Below are 17,561 nucleotides of genomic sequence, written 5' to 3'. Positions count from 1 at the left end.
ATAAAGGAAGTTCAAAAAATGGTTCTCGCAAACTTCTCGGCGGACGAAAACCGAACTTTATGAACACTTACTATATGCTTCATTATACGTTAATTGGATATTATTTCCTATAGAATGCGGCGACTATCGTCGAATCCTCGCAGCTTATGATACAATAATTTAATTACTTATGCCTATTGTCCAGTAGAACGAATAATAGATCGAAGATTGTGCGGAAGGAGTATGACTTCAAAATGATTATCGAGATCGAACATGCAACCTATCGACGGGAAGGGCTGACGCTGCTGAAGGATGTCAGCTGGCAGGTAGCACCGGGCGAGCACTGGGCGCTGCTTGGGCTTAACGGGTCCGGGAAGACGACGCTGTTGAATCTGATCAACGGCTATTTCTGGCCATCGGAAGGAAAGGTCAGCGTGCTGGGGCATCGATTCGGGGAAATCGACCTGCGCGAGCTTCGCAAAGAGATCGGGTGGGTCAGCACCTCGCTGCAGGAGAAGCTGTATGCGTCCGACCGTGTGCAAAATATCGTGTTGAGCGGCAAATATGCAACCATCGGTCTGTACGACCGCGTCGAAGAGGAAGATGTCGAGCTGGCTCGCTCCTTGATCGCCAAGCTTGGCTGCTCGCATCTGTGGGACCGCGAGTACCGCACTTGCTCTCAAGGCGAGAAGCAGAAGCTTCTCATCGCCCGCGCGCTTATGGCCAAGCCTCGTATTCTTATACTGGATGAGCCTTGTAATGGGTTGGATTTATTTTCGAGAGAGCGATTATTGGAGAGCATCAAGGAACTGACAGAGAGTCCGGACGCACCGACGATCATCTTCGTCACGCATCACACCGAGGAGATTCTGCCCGTGTTCACGCATACGCTGCTCATTCGGCAAGGGGAGATCGTGCGCAGCGGCCGGAACGAGGACGTGCTGACGTCGGATGTGCTGAGCGGTTTCTATGATTCGCCCGTTGTGGTGGAGACGCATGGCGACCGGGTATATGTGCGAATTGGGGATTAATTTGGTGATAGATGGAAGAGAGCACTTATCCACAGGGGGATAAGTGCTCTTTGGTTTGGCTGACGGGTAGGTGGGGCTAGCTCTTACTCACTGGCGTCTTCGGAACTTGTTGCTCGTTCATTCGCATATCGTCCCAGCAGCGTCCGATACACTTCCTTCGGCCTCAGACCGACCAGCTTCTCCACCGGCACACCGTTATGGAACAAAATAACCGTCGGCATCGACATCACACTGTACCGCGAGGACAGCTCCGGCGACTCGTCGCAATCGACTTGATAGATCTTCACCTTGCCCTTCTGCTCCTGCTGAAGCTCCTCCAGAATCGGATGCAGCACGCGGCATGGCGGGCACCATTTTGCGCTAAACTCAATAAACGTAAGCTTATTCGCTTCTATCGTACGCTTGAAGCTGCTCCCGTTAACGACAGGCAGGCTCATCTCTCATTCCTCCACTTGACCCTCAGGCCGTTCAACTAGAATCGACCGAATGCGATCCTCCAGGTTCATCTTAATGCTCTGCAGCTGATGGATCTGCTTGTCGATCTCCGCAAGCTTCTCCCGATAGATCGGGAGCACCTCATTGCAGAACGATTCCCTGTTCTTCAAGACGCAATGCAGGAAACCGGCGATCTGCTCCGTGGACAACCCGAGCTGCAGGTACAGCTGGATCGTCCGCACCTGCTCCTCCGCGAGCGGAGAATATTCCCGATATCCGTTATCGCTCCGTATCGGAGAGAGCAGTCCCTGCTCTTCATAATACCGAAGCGAACGAATGCTGGCGCCTGTCCGAGCCGATAGTTCACCGATTTTCATAACACAACGCCTCCTGCATGGTCGATTCGAATCGATTATAAACCGTGACATTGGTGTGAGGGTCAAGGGGTACGGATAAAAAAGGGCTGTCGGGGGACAGCCCTGGATGAGGATGGATAGAGATCGGTGTGCGTCGGAGTGCGGTGAGCCGGATGACCCGCGTGTCGGATTGATGAACCGAGTGGCCGGATGAGAGATCGAGCGACTAAGGTCATTTCATTCCCTACTCGTCGAAATAACCCTTTTTGTTCGTCGGGGCCGGAATGAACACGCCGTATTTGTTGAACTGATTGTTGAGTTTATCGGTCGGTTGTTGTCCTGGAGACTTGAGACCAGCATCCGACCTCTGCGCAAGCTTCGATCGGTTCGTAAGATGGGATAAGGACTCGTAAATCCGATCGTTATGTAAGACATGGATAACATAAGGGCTGTTGCTCGTCTGGAGCGTAGCGTACTGCTGTCTGCGCAGCATCCACCGTCGGCACGAGTCGCACTGGTAGGCCTCGCACGGAACGTACACCGCATGATCCTCTCGTGCGATTCGGAGCTCGATATTATGCTTGGTAAGCGATCCTCCGCAGTTCACACAATTCCGCAGCTGATCCCCGATAACAAAGTCGATCGCCTCAATGCGCGGGAGTTTAGAGACGGGAGCGGCTTGGCCGCTTTGCTGCGTGACTTTAGCCTGCTGGGTTTGCGGGCGTGTGTCCGAGCCTGCTGACTTCGTCACACCGATCTCCACAGCCCGCCAGCTGCGATTCGAGGAGTCCAATACAGTCTTCAGCGCATCCAGCAGATAACCACGATCACACCGCGCACAGTACCATACGTCCGTCACAAGATACGCCGTATGCCCCTTCCGCTGATTGGACTCGTACAGCACCTCGAGCTTGCGGACCGCCAGGAGGCCCTTACAATGCTTGCATTTGGACGGTGGGGACTGGGTAAGCTCCACGCCTGACAGTTTGATGATGCTCATTTGAGGGGTCTCCTTTCGGTGGGGGTGGGAAGAATGGGATGGTAGCTGTAGGTTATAAAAAATGTCCTCATTTATCAAGGAGCATAGTTCAATATTCGCCATAGATCTTCCTTCGTAGCCTCGTAATCATGAAGCCTGACCCATGCCATCTCAATCGATTTGTTCGTGTCGATAACTTGCCAGACGGGAGCCTCGAACTCTTCCTGATAGGGATAGACCAGAATGCATCGAGTCGCTTTCTCATATGCCGTAACATAAGCATACATCTGATAGAGGTCCGATTGCTGATAGGCAAGGCGTCCATTGTAGACTGCACTCTTCCACTTCGTATCCAATATCATTTCACTATCGCCTATTACAAAATCAGGCTTGAGTTGAATGTTCATCCGATTCGTCTTTTTGTTCAATAGCAGCTTCTTCTCCGTATGTTGGCTGTGCACATTGGCTGGCCCTGCGATCTCCATCAGCGCTGCACCGATATAAGCCTCGAATAGCATGTTCATCTCGAAGAGGAAGGAGAAGGACTGATGCCGATCGCCAATGTGATGGATAGACACCTTATCGATTATGAGCTTTGCGAATAGCACGACATCACGAAACCGTTCATTTTGCCGATTCCATACCAACCGGTCGAAGTCATCCCTCGTGATGAGACGGTCCTCGACATCGCTCATGAGTGCAAGGCACCGCTCAATCTGCATATATAAACGATCGGAGACACGCCGCTGGGCAATACGAAGCGCGAACTTCAAGATTTGATTCAACCGGTTATTGTCTGAATGCTCGTCGAACTGGCATACCACGCGTGACGGCGTGAAGGCGTTCATTCGCAGATGCTCGGTCACAAGCACTTTGCCACGGAGCATCCCGCGATTCTCGACATGCTCTATATACCCCTTATAACTGCCCCGTTGCAGCTCATCCTGCAGCCGATGGACGTAAGCAGCCAGCAACGCATCGAGAAGATGATCCTGTCTCATGCCGCTGGCTATCCGATCGTAGAAATCAACGGACAAATAACGGGCGTGATGCAGCATGGATATGAGCGCCTTCCGATTGTCCTCAGCAGATAGAGCGACCTTCGGCACGACCTCGATAATAAAGCCCTCTAGATAAATGACACCAACAAAGTTGATAAACCTTAACGTATTATTTGCCCCGTACTCCACAACGTCATCTCCAGGATACTTGTCCTGAATATATTCACATAACCTGACCCAGTATCCTGCGGGAAGCATGTCTGCCTTGATCCAGTCGTAAGCTTCCCTTATCGTAATGCTATCTGATTTCCACTCAGGCTTCATAGACCGCCGCTATATCTTGACTTGATATTTTGCTCTTCACGCGATACTGCTTGCGTAGCGAATGACTAAGCGATTGCTTGAACAGTTTCGCATAATCATGCTGTTCTTCATAGATCAGGAATGTGTCATCCTTGCTCTTGCCGATGCCACCAAGAATCATACCGATCTTCTCCCAGTCGTCATAAAAATATTCCTGAAGCAGCGGAATGATCTTGTGCTGCATCACTTCTATGACTTCTTCTTCCGTCTTCGCATGAATTAGATAAGCATGGCCAATTGTATGGTTTCGGTCATACAACACTTCGATACGCTTATTAATAACGGTAAGCAACTCATCTAAAGCCAAGCTGCCTACCGAGTCCAGCAGTTGCGGATTAGGCATCATTTCTTCGAAATGAAAACGACGGCGCAATGCTGTGTCGAGTAAGGCAATAGAACGGTCTGCCGTGTTCATTGTACCGATTAAGTGCAAATTTGGCGGTAAGGTGAACCGCTCGCGCGAATATGGCAGCTCGACAACAAGCTGGTTAGGTCTAGTTAGTCGTTTGTCTTCTTCGATGAGCGTCAGCAGCTCGCCGAAGATCTTGGAAATATTCCCTCGGTTGATCTCATCAATAATAAGTACAAATGATTCTGCATGCGTGAAGTCAAACTTCTCGCCTTGCTCCAATGCTTTGAGAACAACTTCCTTCTTCTCTTGGTAGGAGAGCGTGGGTGCCGTGTTGTTGCTTGGGAGGTTAATGTCCTCGTCCTCTTCCATATGATTCATAATCCAGTTGAAGACCGACCAGTAGCGCGATTCGTTGCTACCTCCAATGGCTTCTCTAATAAAAGAAACCTCATCCTGCCACAACACCTTATGTTCCTGCACAAACCGATAAATACGAAGAAGGCGATCCTTCGAAACGGTGCTCTCCGATAAGGCACCTTCGTTTGTAACGATTAAGTTACCTTGAGCGGACACACTGGCAATATGGCTGACGGCACCGGTCTTGGACATCAAATTTACCCGCTCACCCTTGCTACGTTCCGCAAGCTGACGATACGCCTGCTCGAAGCGGACCTCATCTGACAGCTCCTGGACGTTACTCACTAACCCCGCATAAAGCGCCTCGATAGCGGCACGTTTAAAGAGCCCGTCTTCCGGCACAAAATTGCCGTGGCCATCCGAGCGTAATCCTTCAATGAAGTCCTCATACGAATAAGATTGATGGAACGTGACGAACTTCACGCTTCCCGTACGCGCGAGACGGGTATACTCCTGTTGGATCGCTTCCTGCCCGCTGTTATCAAGCTCTGCGAATGTCTTTGCATCTGTCGTCAGTTCAAGAGACTTGCGGGCGACGATATACGTTTTACCTGTTCCGGGAGGGCCATATAGAATCAGGTTACGCGTAGTTCTGAGTGGCTCGACCGTTGCGGGCTTAGTTACAACCACAGGCTGCGATTGTCCAAGGAACAGTAGATTGATCGTGTTCTGATTTTGGAGTCTCGCAATTGTTTTACGATAGCCCCCATAGCCGAGGTACTCTTTCTCGTGAAGGTTATACCATTCGACCGGAATCAAGTGGCCGCGTTGGGGATCGAATCGATACCCTTCTACTGCATCAGCCGCTGCACGACCAATGGCGCTCACCTTCAGCACCGACTTCGTCACGCCGTTCTCCTTACGGGTGTAGGTCGACTTCAACGCGATCAAATCTCCGTTCTTGATCTCGAAGAAGGATCTCAAAGCCTGCTTCTCCTTGTCCTCGGTTGCCTTCGACTCGATAATGTCCAGCAGATTGTCTTGACCTACGAATTCAGACAAGTCCTCCGGCAGAAAGTCTGTACCGACGCATCCATGCTGTGTGAAATAATCCCGCTGCGAGCCCTCCGTTGCATAAGAATGGCCCATCAGCCAGTAATTCCGATCAACGTCTTCATTATCGATTGACGTGACAGGAGAATAGGTATCCCATAGCATTCTCCCTATCTTCGCCGTCTGCCAACCCTCGAACGACTTGTTCTGCTTAACTGTCTCGAGAATAGAATGGTTAAGCTGCACAAGATGGTTAGGTTCAAATAGAGAAGGATCGACCTTAAGTGTCTCACCGATTTTCATAAGTACAGGAGCTTTGAATACGTTGAGAAACTTCTCCGGGTAATAGATGTACAGCACCTTCAACAGCACCGTATTAAAAATTGGCATCTGAACAGCCTGGATTTCCTCATAGCGGTCGGCTGCTGCTAGTTCGAGCGCTCTTAAGAATCCGTCGATCAGCTTACGGAATTCAACTTGCAGTGCATCGCCGATTAATGACACACGCTTATTGCCATAGCCCATACAATAATCGCCATTTGACGAGCGGTAGATTCCGTACTTGGATTGATTCCCGCCACGAATGCTGCCGATTAACGTTTTTTGCTCCAGCCAATAGATGAAACAGTCCTTTGACTGCGTATCTGCATATTGTTCAACTGTCATCTTGCTAAGTGATTCGATTGGAAATTTTCCTATGAAGGCCTTTCTCTCCGCTTCACTTAGCTCTAGCCTGTTTTCATCCGCTAAAAAGACTGCCGCTTGTGCCAATAACTCTTCTAGTGTCATTCGCCACACTCCGTTTTATTTTGATGGCATCACCAACTTAGGCCTTATTCCGTTTTTTCACCTTTGATCCTACTTACATGCTCAGCTCTAATTCCAGGATCAGTGATATTTATTTTATTGATTCCCTCATATATGCTTCGGATGTCATCACCTGAGAATATCGCATCAGGCAGCTCAGCCTTTAGACGAAGTATTTTTCGGTTAATAAACTCTGACAACTCCACATCGTAAACGATAAGCTCATCCGAATGAATTTTGCGCAGCTCGGGATCAATGCTGAATCTGCACCGCATCGTAAAGCTTATCATCGATATGTACTTCGCCGACTTATATTCACCAAGTTGAGCCTCAAGCGCCTTAATATGTCCATAGTTTTGCATTAGCGGATTGTACATTTTGAAACGATTACTTACACTCCAATACTTATCAGAACGAGCACCTTTAATCTCCCCATTATAGTTTTTGGTTTCGATGACGAACATCCCATAAGGTGAAATAACTAAATGATCAATCTGCGAAAAGCCCGTCCGTGACTTCGAGTTTGGAAGTAGTATATCGCTTAGATACATACATTCCTTGGGAAGTTGGTCCAATTGGATGTTAATTTTGTATTCGCCAATCTCCCCGATACGTCCGGCTTCAACCTTCCTATGCGGCGGCTTCTTCTTAGCTCCAGCAGTATTAGCGGAAGTAGTCACTTTCTTCTTGGACGGTTCATTCTTAAACAGTGCTAACAGTTTGGATAACATGCAGCGGCTCCTTTAGTTACTCTAGCTCTATCCCCATCACATTCTCTGCCAAATCAACATATTCTCGATCCAACCGAACCTTAACCCTTCCCTGTCGACGCTTCTCTCGCCATTCCTGTAGCTGCTCCTCGTTGTCCAAACGAAGCTCAGCTAGCTCAACTGCACGATCGAACAAATACTTGGTCGTGTATAGACAGGTGTATACACTTTGTCCACCAGGCTCAATGGTCGTTTTACGCTGCTGCCATTTCTCAATTACGTAGTACACATATAATTCTTCTTCCGTTCCAAGTTTAGCAGGCCGTTCCTTTATTTCTCGTCTCTTGACGATTCGCCAGTCTGCTATACGACCATACCATTGAACGCCAGCCTCATGCTCAAATTGCTTCCTAGATTGATATAGGGCAATGTACTCTAACGAAGTCAGAACCTTGTGGTCCGTCAAATTCTTCAGAGGCATATAGTAGCTGCTGCTCCGCAGCACAGCTTCTAGCTGCCCCGTACGCATTGAGCCAACAAGCATGTTGCGTCCGCTTAATTTGTTCTCGTAATAAGGCTTCGTACCACGAGGCTGGGTGGAACGCTCGAATGCTTTTTCCGGACTATCGAGTATGAGCTCGTCTAGAAAAGCTTCCAGCAAAGACGTACTGCCAGGCAATAACGGGAAAGCACCGATATTGATCAAATCGATACTTCGATAGAAACGATGCGACTTGAACTTCTCCTCATCCGCATAAGGGAACAACACGTACGCGCCGAACATGCTCCGCTCGAACTCCAGTGAACCCTTCTCCTGGTAGACGATCGAATCCCGGTAGCGATGCATCGTATTAATATCATCTTCCTCCGGCCCCGGTTGACCATATTGGCGATGATACCAAGAACCCTCGAAAGCAGGGTTTATCCGATATTTGGCATCGAATACATACTTGTAAACCTTCGATTGACCAAGACCATCATGCTTATGAAGCGTGAGTACATTATCCGGTCGTTGTGCTAGTGTTGGCGGCTCCTTATGTTGATCCTCCGACGGCAATGCATTGTAATAGAGCGTGAACCGTTCACCATTAGTCGGGTTCTCATAATCCACCTTCGCTCGTTGCGTTCGATCTAATGTAACGAAGAGTCCGCTGCGGTTCACCCGAATAATATCATGCTTCAGCAATCGATACTTCTTCGCTAGTAATTCGTGAATCTTGAGGAAGCACCAATATTCATAAAGCTGTGCTAGGTCCTTCATCGATACATGGAACAGGTCGCTCTGAATCGACAACCCCTTCATTAGCATCAGATAGATCCGGTAAGCTTCCCGATACCCTGGAGCCATCTGAAGCACCATCGATATGTTAAAATGCCGCATTTGCCCCGCCTGCTGGAGAAAATCGAACTGAAGCAATCTTCTCAGTACCGTCTTCATTCGTTTAATCTGGTCGAGGAGAGCAGGGTCCGGACTCTGAGAACGACGCTTTTTATCCATGACAATCGCTTGAAGATCGCCTAGCTTACGGTCAATCCGTTCTAACATCCATCGGAGAAACCGATTCTCGTTCGTGTTGTAGTCTAGCTTACGCTTCGTCTCAAGTAACTGCGTGGGACGGTACATTTCGGAACCAATAGGAATGAATCCATTCGTATGGTCTTGAACTAACAAATTCGGACGTTTAGTAAGAAACGCGTTATTTTCTCTACCTGCCCGCTTCACTTTATCCGCAGTTCGAATGTGCTGTTCCTGATTCATCCGATGGTGGGGCATCTTATCGATGCGCTCCACCGCTCCTGTTAACTGATCAAACACATTACGCAGGATTGTAAAATACTCCGTCAAGCTCTGTGTGCTTGTCTGCGTCAGCCCCGTAGCCTGATAGGTTTTGCGCATGAAGTCAAATGACAGGTTATAGATCTGTTGATTGACCTCGTTTAGAATCGCATGGTAATCACGCTTATAATCTAGCTTCGTTGGATAAATCTCTAATTGCAGCCTAAGTCCAGCCTGACCGTTCAAGCGGATCTCCAGATCTGTATATCCAATTTCATTCTGGAACTGGAGCACGCCTGAGAACAGTCTCCCACTTCGTCCGACGGGCTTCACGGCTTGTCGTAGATACGGACTCACATGGAAAAACTCAATCCTTTGATCCGTATGACTCTCAATAAAAAGCTCATAGGATTGTGTCTCGTAGAAGCATGGTTCTGCTTGATCCGTGAGACCGTCTACCCAATCCTGTGACGCTACCGAGAATAGCTTGTACTCTTGAAGCTGAATCTGTTGATTCAATACAGTTGCCGCGATCTCTGTCTTCATCCGCATCCCTTCGTTCTCGCGATGAAGCTGGAGTGTTTCTACCGTTGGGTGATACGGTTTACCTTTGATATATACATCGAACAAATTCGTTCGTAGCTGCAGTAGCTCGCGGCTTTCATTAGGAGAGCCAGAAAGAAGTGAATCCATCTTCTTCTAACCTCCGCAGCATATAGGCTAGCTTGCGAGCACTCTGAGGATAGCGAGCTTCAGGTGTTTCACTATAGCTTCGCCATGGCTTATATAGTTCCGACGCATCCATTAATAAATCATCCATGTTCCCCTTAGACTTCCCGTTACAAAAATGTAGTAGGGAAATAAGAACTCGCTTCACCGACTGGCTGCTGCCTTGAATACGAGGAAGGATCTTCTGCAGCAATTGTGTATCGAATGCCGCTTCCTCATCTAGAAGTTGGAATCGATCATTATAAATCATATAGAAGCAGATCGCGTCACGAACACGGAAACCAACATGGGCATGCAGCTCCTCAAGAATCTCATTCACTTTCACGAGCTTCTCGGTCGTACTTCTAACGAGCGGTTGGTACTCTGTGAAAGCATCTTGAAGTGCAAGATAGTCGGACTTTAAGAAGCTTACAGGAACGATTTCAGATTGCTCCTGTTGCGAATCATCTGAGCGCCCCATCGGAAAATCATCTAATCGAATGTAGTTGAACTCTAGCGTATTCGCGCGATCGAGCACCTTCTTGCTGAAAGGATGCGTCGTCTCATCCATATTGACCGTACCGATCAAAAATACGTTATCGGGAATGACCAAATTCGATATGATGAGATCCTCCTCATATGTTCCTGTAAGAAGCTGTTCTTCTGAAACGATTGTATCCGTAACAATACGGTCTCCATCACGGCGCTGGGTCTCGAGAATGCTGAGCATATCACTGAAGTAGTGCTCCACGCGCGCAAGGTTCATTTCATCTAGGCAGATAAAATATGGCTTGTTCCGGTTGCCTGGCTGCATAGCTTCAAGAAGCACCTTGGTAAGCGGTCCAGGACGGAATTTTCCAGCAAGATCTTGGTAGCCAATTAGGTCGCTCGGATCGCTCCAGTCTGGACGAACGGGAATGAGTGCAAACTGATTGTTCTGTTCAGTGGCGCCCAGCGCTTCGGCGAATAGCTTAACGAGCTTCGTTTTGCCCGTGCCGGAAATACCGGCTAAGATGACAAAAGGCTTCGTTTTGAGTGAGAGGTAGAAGTTTTCGATCAGGTGACCAGGGTAACTGAAGCCTCGCGCAGCGATATACAATTTTATTTCATCTATTTGAGATTTTATATCAGTATCATCCACAACCTTCTCCTCCTCAAACAGGCCCGAAATGAATGAATTACTGAATTTTGTGTAATCTGGCCAATTAGAATTTTGAGACTTACTTTGTATAATAGCCAAACCCTCTATTGAAAATCGGAATAAATAGCCTAATTGTACTGCACCATTCTTATTTATTGGTCCTTGGAAGATTCGTATCCTTTGCAGGTCTTCCGCGAAGAGTTTTAAAGAAATAGACGGGTCTAATTGATTGTATTGAACACGAATAAGACGGCCATTTTCTTCCCAATTATCAGAAGTTTTCGCATCAGGCTTAGGGGCAGGAACTGCCTCTGCTATTACCTTACTTACACAACGAACATAGCCTTGCGCATAATGAACGATAATATCTCCGACCTTGACCTCATCCATCGTGTTCCAATGAAAAAAAGATCGACCTGCACTATTTGCTAAAGGAGCCCATAATATCCCTTCTTCTATCTCCCCTGAAAAAGAAATACCTTGATTTACCCACCATACCGATGGTAAGTCATCATCTGCTTTTACTCGTTCATTGTAGACTATAAATTTTAACTCATAATTATATGGCATCCCGGTTGCATAAAATTCAATATACTCTGCAATTTCATCAGGAACTTGTATATAAGATTTCTTACGTTCCTCTGTCTGATTTCTTAAAGAAATGATACTCTCATATGATGCTCGAAAAGTATTTATTAGTAGTTCTTTAAACACTTTATCTGTGTAACGGATTTGTAAATTGGATTGAGTGGAATCTTGGGAACGCTGTATCTGTTCCAACTTCCCCTGAAAACGGGTGTCTTGAACAATAAATGTAACTTCATGTGAATCTCCTACATCTAAACTTTCATTGTTAGCAGCGTAGAAGTCTTCATAGAATTCATTTGGTATTTGTGTACCACTCTCAAATATTGACCAGTCAACTTTCTTTCGTCCAATCAAGTTTGGAGTTCCATCATTAGACCAACTTCTAACTTGTTTTGTCATCGTATATGCCCCCACATAGGTTCAGTATTTCATGATGCTTAGTTTAGTTATACGAACCCAACCTCATCAACCTATAGGAGATGCTCGGTAATTGATCCAGTATAAAAAAGGCCCTGCATCATACAAGGCCAAAAACCATTGTCAACAAACTCTAGTTACTCCATCCCCACCAACACAACCTCATCATCCCTCACCACAAACGGCGCACTCCCGTTTTCAAGCTTCGTTAGCGTCTCCGTCAGGAACCTGCCGTCCATGGAGTACTTCAGCTCCGCTAGTCTACGATGCCACTGGACCCGCGGTGCTCGCCCATTAAACTCATTCACTAGTAGGCATTTCAGCCAGTCTGTCTCACTCGTAATCGATTCCTCATCTCGTCTGACGACGATACAGTCATACGAGCCGAGCATCTGGAATCTATTGCTCTTCCGCAAACAGTCCTTCAACAAATCCTCAGACCAAGTCACATCGTTCTCCAGCTCAGGCAAAGACAGCCAGTTCATTAATCGCTTTATCGTTACATAAGGCGCACCAAGAACGTTCTGGACCTCCAGCTCCCAATTGACCATTTTGACCAGCAGCTTCTCTTTCTCTGCCGTCCAGCCGAGACGTGTGCGGTGAATGTATTCGCCGAATTGACCTTCTTGGTAATAGAAAATGTCTTCGCTATTCGCAAGCACATGGTCCAACGTTACCGCTCTTGCCCCAACTTCCTCCGTAACCCAATGATAGACGACCTCACGCGCCACTTCGGCTTCTTGTTCTTCCAAGTACTGCTCTACGAGCGTCTGGAGTGTTAGCTCTTCTGCCGGATGATCAACGGAAATAATAAGCGGATAGCGAACCATCCGGTACCCGTCCTTCTCTGTGGCCAGCCCCTTTAACAAGTCGTACAGCAGATAGGATGAACCAATACCTAACGTTGTGCACACAGCTGTCATTAGCTCGAACAGTCTCTTCACGTGAATGACGCCAGTTTCGACTAATAAGGTTTGAAGTGTAGTCTTAATCGGAGCCAAATCCGAACGGGTGAACGGATAAAATTCTCTTAGTCCCACCACGCCAAATTCGGCACTTACAAAATCAGAATCAGTCTGAATCGAGAACTCCAGCGTGAACTTCTTCCAACCCCGCTTATCGACGAATTCATCGCGTAGATGCTCCATCGTAACCGGTTCAGAATGCTCCCGAATATACATCTTAATCTGCTCCGCATTCGTAAGCTGGAAGGAATCCTCCTCATGCCAAATATGCGGGAATTTATTCGGTGCCAGCTTGCTTGAACCATACTTCCTCAGCATCGTATACAACGCATACTCGTTAGGGATACCTCCCGTAACCAAACGCTGCTCATAGATAGGGAACAGTCGATTTACCGATATCGGACTTCTTTTGCTTAGAAACTCAAGCGTCCGATCTGACACCTCTCGAACTAGACCTTCATCTACACGGACATGATCCCTGTGAATGAAAGTCCCTCGTCCCCATAGGTAAGCAGTGTCCATGAACTCATCTCGAGAAAATACGGCTGCGAAGTCACGTTCCTTGACGTATTCACCTGGCCTGATCCTATTCGCGAGCGCCATTAACTCCTCTTCACGCTTGTAGATTTCTACGCCTTCCGGGAATTGACGAAGCACCATCTCGACAATCTCGAACTTCTTGGAATTAGCAAGGTAGACTTCCCCTTCCGCTGTCACCGCGAATTCAGATGCCGTCATCTGTCTAGCTAGTTCCATCGGGAGAGGACTGAGACCGAGCGCTTCTTCAATACATGCTTGAATCGAGGCATGGTCCCACAGCCGTCCTCGCAGCTTCGTATTCACGTGTTTACGAAGCGCTGCCTCCTTCTCATCCACTTCCTCTTGCGTTAGCGTGGTCCACCAACCATAGCGCTCGAGATAGACTAGCCCTTCGTGCTCTTCTATGATCTGCTCCAAGAGCCCATGTATGAAATTCTCATTTACCTTAAGCGGGTAGTGACAGAACGACTGCTGCGTGTCACACGCTGCTCGGAGTACCGATTCAAGCTCCAACACATCGGGATAGAAAGTACGCAACAGCTTCGACAAAATCTGTCTAACTCGTTCTCTCGTTAATCCGAATTGTTGGCCTAACGACTCTAATGTCGCCTTTCTTCCCTGAACACGCTCATGCCAACGAGTGTGGAGCATCTGCAGATTACGATTAACGCGAAGCTCATCTTCAGACGCGCTCACCCCGAGCTTCTTCTCCGTCTTAGCTAGGAAGTAGTCGATTCGTTCCGTTATCGTCATGGCTTGAAGCTGTTCCTGCATCAGCAGATCCGTCCGATATTCATCCAATCGAATTTGAAGCATTGAAACAAACTTATCGATGGATGCTCTGCCGACGCTTTCGCCCTTGGACAGCTGTTCAAGCAGCATCGGTAGGCTGCCGACCGTGGTCAGCTTCGCTTCATCCAAGTAACGAGCCACCCGGCCCACTGCAGCATATTCCGCTGAAATAAGAGGCATCGCCAGGTCGCTTTGATCTAGTTCAATAACTTGTTCATTCCAGACTAACTTCAAGCTCTCTGCTGCCGTTTGAGCAGTGTAGGCTGAAGGAACAGGGCTAGCTGAAGCGGCCACCTCTTGCTTTGAACTCCCCAGCGTCACAATAAACCCTTGCAGCTGCTTAGCCATTTTCTCCAGCGCACCTGGACCAGCCCCCTTAATATGAGGGAGCAAACTGGTTAGATCCTCCGGCAGCTGACCCAGCAGGTGAAGATTACAATCTCTCCGAATTCCTGTTATCAACGCAGAACAGCCATAGATCGGCAAATCCTGAATCGGATAACCGAATAACGATGCTGGAATTTCGATTACGTAATCTGCCGAGCGAACGATGCGACTGTCCCCTGCTGGTTCCACACGTTCCGCCTGCCGATGAGCCTCTCCAGCATCCTCAACTAGTATGTAAGGCTGCAGTGCTGTCTGTATCGCATCGTATTTGGACCGGAACAACCACATTAATGAAGCATCAGGCAGTCCAATCAGTTGGTCTGTTGTCGAGATACCGAAACGCTCTAGTTGGCGTAGGATATCTACGCTAAATATATTTTCTAGATGAATGCCATGTTTCAATGATGGAACCGCGATCCAGTCTTGAGGACGGTCCAGCTTGATAAATCGGCTTAGTTCATCTTCAAATTCGAATCCGAAAAACCATAGCTGCACAAGCACCTCATGGAGCAACTTAGGCTGATGGCGGTATAACTCCCGCAGCCGGTCCTCAGACCAGTCATTAAAATAAACAATGCCCAAGCTCTCTGCAATGTCACTCATTCGACTTGGGTAGGAGGCAACCTTCCTCCACTGCAGATAGGAAGGAACGTGGACCGATGTATCCCCGTCAGTCCCGTCAACATCCGAGGCGTCTTCCACTTCCGTCAGTAGAGGTTGAACAGCAGGTACTGTTGATTCAACCAAATCCCGCTTCTCGACTTGCGCAGCTTCTTCTACTACTTCTACTTCTTCGACTTGAGGAACCTCTGATTCTAACTGTTCTACACTGTCGGCCTGCAGCATCTCAGTTACGTAGCGCAGCTCCGACTGATTCTTCCCTGCAAGAAACCATGCAGGTTCACGCTTGGTGGACTGGCTGCCATTGCGGGCAAAACGGAAGTAAACCCCTTGCTCTTTCAACCCCAGCAGAATAGGATTCAATTCCCATCCGCCGATAACCCACAAAGCGCCGCCGTTTTCCCTTTTATCAACGATGTTCAATGACTTGCCCGCTAGGTATTGAGCAATTTCGATCCCTTGTCCCTCAACCTGCGGATTCGCCTTGGATGGTTTATTCCCTTTGCTATCAGATTGAAGGTTCCGTACAGGAGACACAGGCCTTTTCTGCGCCCATGTATCCATCTGCCCTGCAAACTTAGCAATCAATTCATTCATTTCTCGAAACCGCTCATCTATAGTAGGCAGCAGTTTGTCAGCAAGCTGAGCTTGTAGAAGCTTTTCCAACCGTTCACTGATCTCCTCTTGGGATACCTGCTTATGATCTAGGCTCTCTTGGTCCTTAGCAGAATCAACCGGCATCGGTAGTTGATATTCTGGAATAGTTAGCTCTAGTGGTCCGTAAGCCTCTGCATACCACGCTGCCAACATGAAGATTTGTCGATGAGCCGCAAGCGCTAGCTCCGGCAGGACCTCCTTGGCATCATGCGCAGCCGTATTCCCATTCATCCTCAGCCACTCGAAGCTGCTACGAATCACATCGGAGATTATATCCTTACGCGCGAGTAGATGAATTCGGTCGATCTGTCTAATTGCATAAACCGGCTCCACTTTCTCTGTATGCGAAATAAGAGAAGCCAATTGTTCTCCGAACAATCGACCCTCTATGAGTGCCGCTCTTGGATTCGACCAAATCTCTTGCTCAGACTGTTCAGCGAGTTGGGCTAGATGTTCATTGATGGCGTGTAAGAACTCGAATGCTGACAATCCTGTAACCCCCTTATTCATATAAAAAACCTCTGTCGAAGCTTATCGAAGATTAGTGACCTACCACTTAGCAGAGCAATGCAGCTTCATAAAGCATAAGGTAGGTTTTCTCACCAATTTGAATTTCTTTATCGTTTAAAACTCGGAAACTTATTAACATTCACCGATAAAACAACATTTCCTTCTTCTTACGAATTACAAATATTAACCCGCTAACCAAAACGCCCCAACCCTTCAACCATCAACAACAATTCTCTCCGAATCTCCACGTCATCCGTAAGTACCGCGAGCCGCAATATATCATCCGCGCGGGACCTTAGAATAAGGCGCCCCTCTGCCTCGTAACCTCTATCGAAAGCCTCCTGCGCAATCTCTATCGTCCATTGGAGATCTGCCAGCATCGACTGCAGTTCCGGGGATACTTCATGTGACAGCATTCAGATTCACTCCTCATCATCGTACACCGAGCTTAGCAAAGCTTAGATGACAGGCGTATGTCTCAAACGTTTGTTCGAATAATAGTTTTATACTTAATTAGAACTAGGACTTATAGCCCTAAGTACTATCCTATTATTTTCGCTATCATCCACTATATCCCTTTGTTAAATCATGTATATTTCAACATTAATCCTGCATTTCCACTACAGTTAACGCAGCCACTCATTGTTATCCGTCGTCCGAATGATCGTACAGAAAATCTCGCTCTCTAACTGGTCCTCCATTTCGTTCGCACTCCCACCCCGCGCCAATTCGACAATCGCTTGATCCTTGACCACGAATCGAATAACGCCATCCGTCCGCTGTCCGATCCGATCATAGATCCTGCCCGCACTGCTGCATCCCTTGGGGACGGTATGTACGCTGTTCGCTACATAGCCGATCTTGCCGATTGGCGGCAGCTCGACTCGTATGGCTTCCTGATCGCGGCCGTTCTCTGGCTCCTTCACCAGACAGACGGACTGTCCTGGCTTCAAGAAGTCCGTACCGTAATAATGTCTCGTTCCTGTAATGGCAATGTGAATAGGCTGTTTCATTCGTTGTTCCTCCCGATCTGCG

12 protein-coding genes are annotated in these 17,561 nt (G+C 47.9%); 1 reads left to right on the top strand and 11 read right to left on the bottom strand.

Annotated elements, in window-relative coordinates; translation table 11 throughout:
- The first annotated feature begins 233 nt into the window (after window positions 1-233).
- Window positions 234-1,010 carry an ABC transporter ATP-binding protein gene (locus SBI19_RS07830; RefSeq protein ID WP_317966735.1) on the top strand — a complete coding sequence of 259 codons (777 nt, stop codon included), beginning with the start codon at window positions 234-236 and terminating at the stop codon, window positions 1,008-1,010.
- An 83-nt stretch (window positions 1,011-1,093) separates the two neighbouring features.
- On the opposite strand, the gene SBI19_RS07825 is transcribed toward SBI19_RS07830, so the two are convergent.
- The 11 genes from SBI19_RS07825 to SBI19_RS07775 form a co-directional block, all read right to left on the bottom strand.
- Window positions 1,094-1,447 (bottom strand): thioredoxin family protein, encoded by a 354-nt coding sequence (locus SBI19_RS07825; protein ID WP_317966733.1) that lies wholly within the window; start codon window positions 1,445-1,447, stop codon window positions 1,094-1,096.
- A gap of 3 nt (window positions 1,448-1,450) precedes the next feature.
- Window positions 1,451-1,822 carry a MerR family transcriptional regulator gene (locus SBI19_RS07820; RefSeq protein WP_317966731.1) on the bottom strand — a complete coding sequence of 124 codons (372 nt, stop codon included), beginning with the start codon at window positions 1,820-1,822 and terminating at the stop codon, window positions 1,451-1,453.
- Window positions 1,823-2,045: 223 nt separating this feature from the next.
- The gene (locus SBI19_RS07815) at window positions 2,046-2,801 is read right to left on the bottom strand and encodes a hypothetical protein (RefSeq protein WP_317966729.1); all 756 of its coding nucleotides are present in this window, start codon (window positions 2,799-2,801) and stop codon (window positions 2,046-2,048) included.
- A gap of 74 nt (window positions 2,802-2,875) precedes the next feature.
- On the bottom strand, window positions 2,876-3,970 hold the full coding sequence (locus SBI19_RS07810; RefSeq protein WP_317966727.1) for an McrC family protein: 1,095 nt from the start codon (window positions 3,968-3,970) through the stop codon (window positions 2,876-2,878).
- Between the two features lie 124 nt (window positions 3,971-4,094).
- Window positions 4,095-6,572 (bottom strand): McrB family protein, encoded by a 2,478-nt coding sequence (locus SBI19_RS07805; protein ID WP_317966725.1) that lies wholly within the window; start codon window positions 6,570-6,572, stop codon window positions 4,095-4,097.
- A 167-nt stretch (window positions 6,573-6,739) separates the two neighbouring features.
- Complete coding sequence (locus SBI19_RS07800) at window positions 6,740-7,444, bottom strand: nuclease-related domain-containing protein (protein WP_317966723.1); 705 nt, start codon at window positions 7,442-7,444, stop codon at window positions 6,740-6,742.
- A gap of 16 nt (window positions 7,445-7,460) precedes the next feature.
- Window positions 7,461-9,893, bottom strand: a complete 2,433-nt coding sequence (locus tag SBI19_RS07795; RefSeq protein WP_317966721.1) for a restriction endonuclease-like protein — start codon at window positions 9,891-9,893, stop codon at window positions 7,461-7,463.
- Entirely contained in the window at window positions 9,865-12,036 is a 2,172-nt protein-coding gene (locus SBI19_RS07790; protein ID WP_317966719.1) for an McrB family protein, read from the bottom strand. The genes SBI19_RS07795 and SBI19_RS07790 overlap by 29 nt, the downstream gene beginning before the upstream one ends.
- Window positions 12,037-12,191: 155 nt before the next feature.
- The gene (locus SBI19_RS07785) at window positions 12,192-16,505 is read right to left on the bottom strand and encodes a sigma factor-like helix-turn-helix DNA-binding protein (RefSeq protein ID WP_317966717.1); all 4,314 of its coding nucleotides are present in this window, start codon (window positions 16,503-16,505) and stop codon (window positions 12,192-12,194) included.
- A 212-nt stretch (window positions 16,506-16,717) separates the two neighbouring features.
- On the bottom strand, window positions 16,718-16,942 hold the full coding sequence (locus SBI19_RS07780; RefSeq protein WP_317966715.1) for a hypothetical protein: 225 nt from the start codon (window positions 16,940-16,942) through the stop codon (window positions 16,718-16,720).
- Between the two features lie 210 nt (window positions 16,943-17,152).
- Window positions 17,153-17,539 carry an HIRAN domain-containing protein gene (locus SBI19_RS07775; RefSeq protein WP_317966713.1) on the bottom strand — a complete coding sequence of 129 codons (387 nt, stop codon included), beginning with the start codon at window positions 17,537-17,539 and terminating at the stop codon, window positions 17,153-17,155.
- Between the last annotated feature and the right edge of the window lie 22 nt (window positions 17,540-17,561).

Source organism: Paenibacillus sp. CCS19, assembly GCF_033239625.1.
In the GTDB taxonomy this organism is placed as follows: Bacteria; Bacillota; Bacilli; order Paenibacillales; family Paenibacillaceae; genus Paenibacillus_T.
This window is presented reverse-complemented; position numbering and strand designations above follow the sequence as displayed.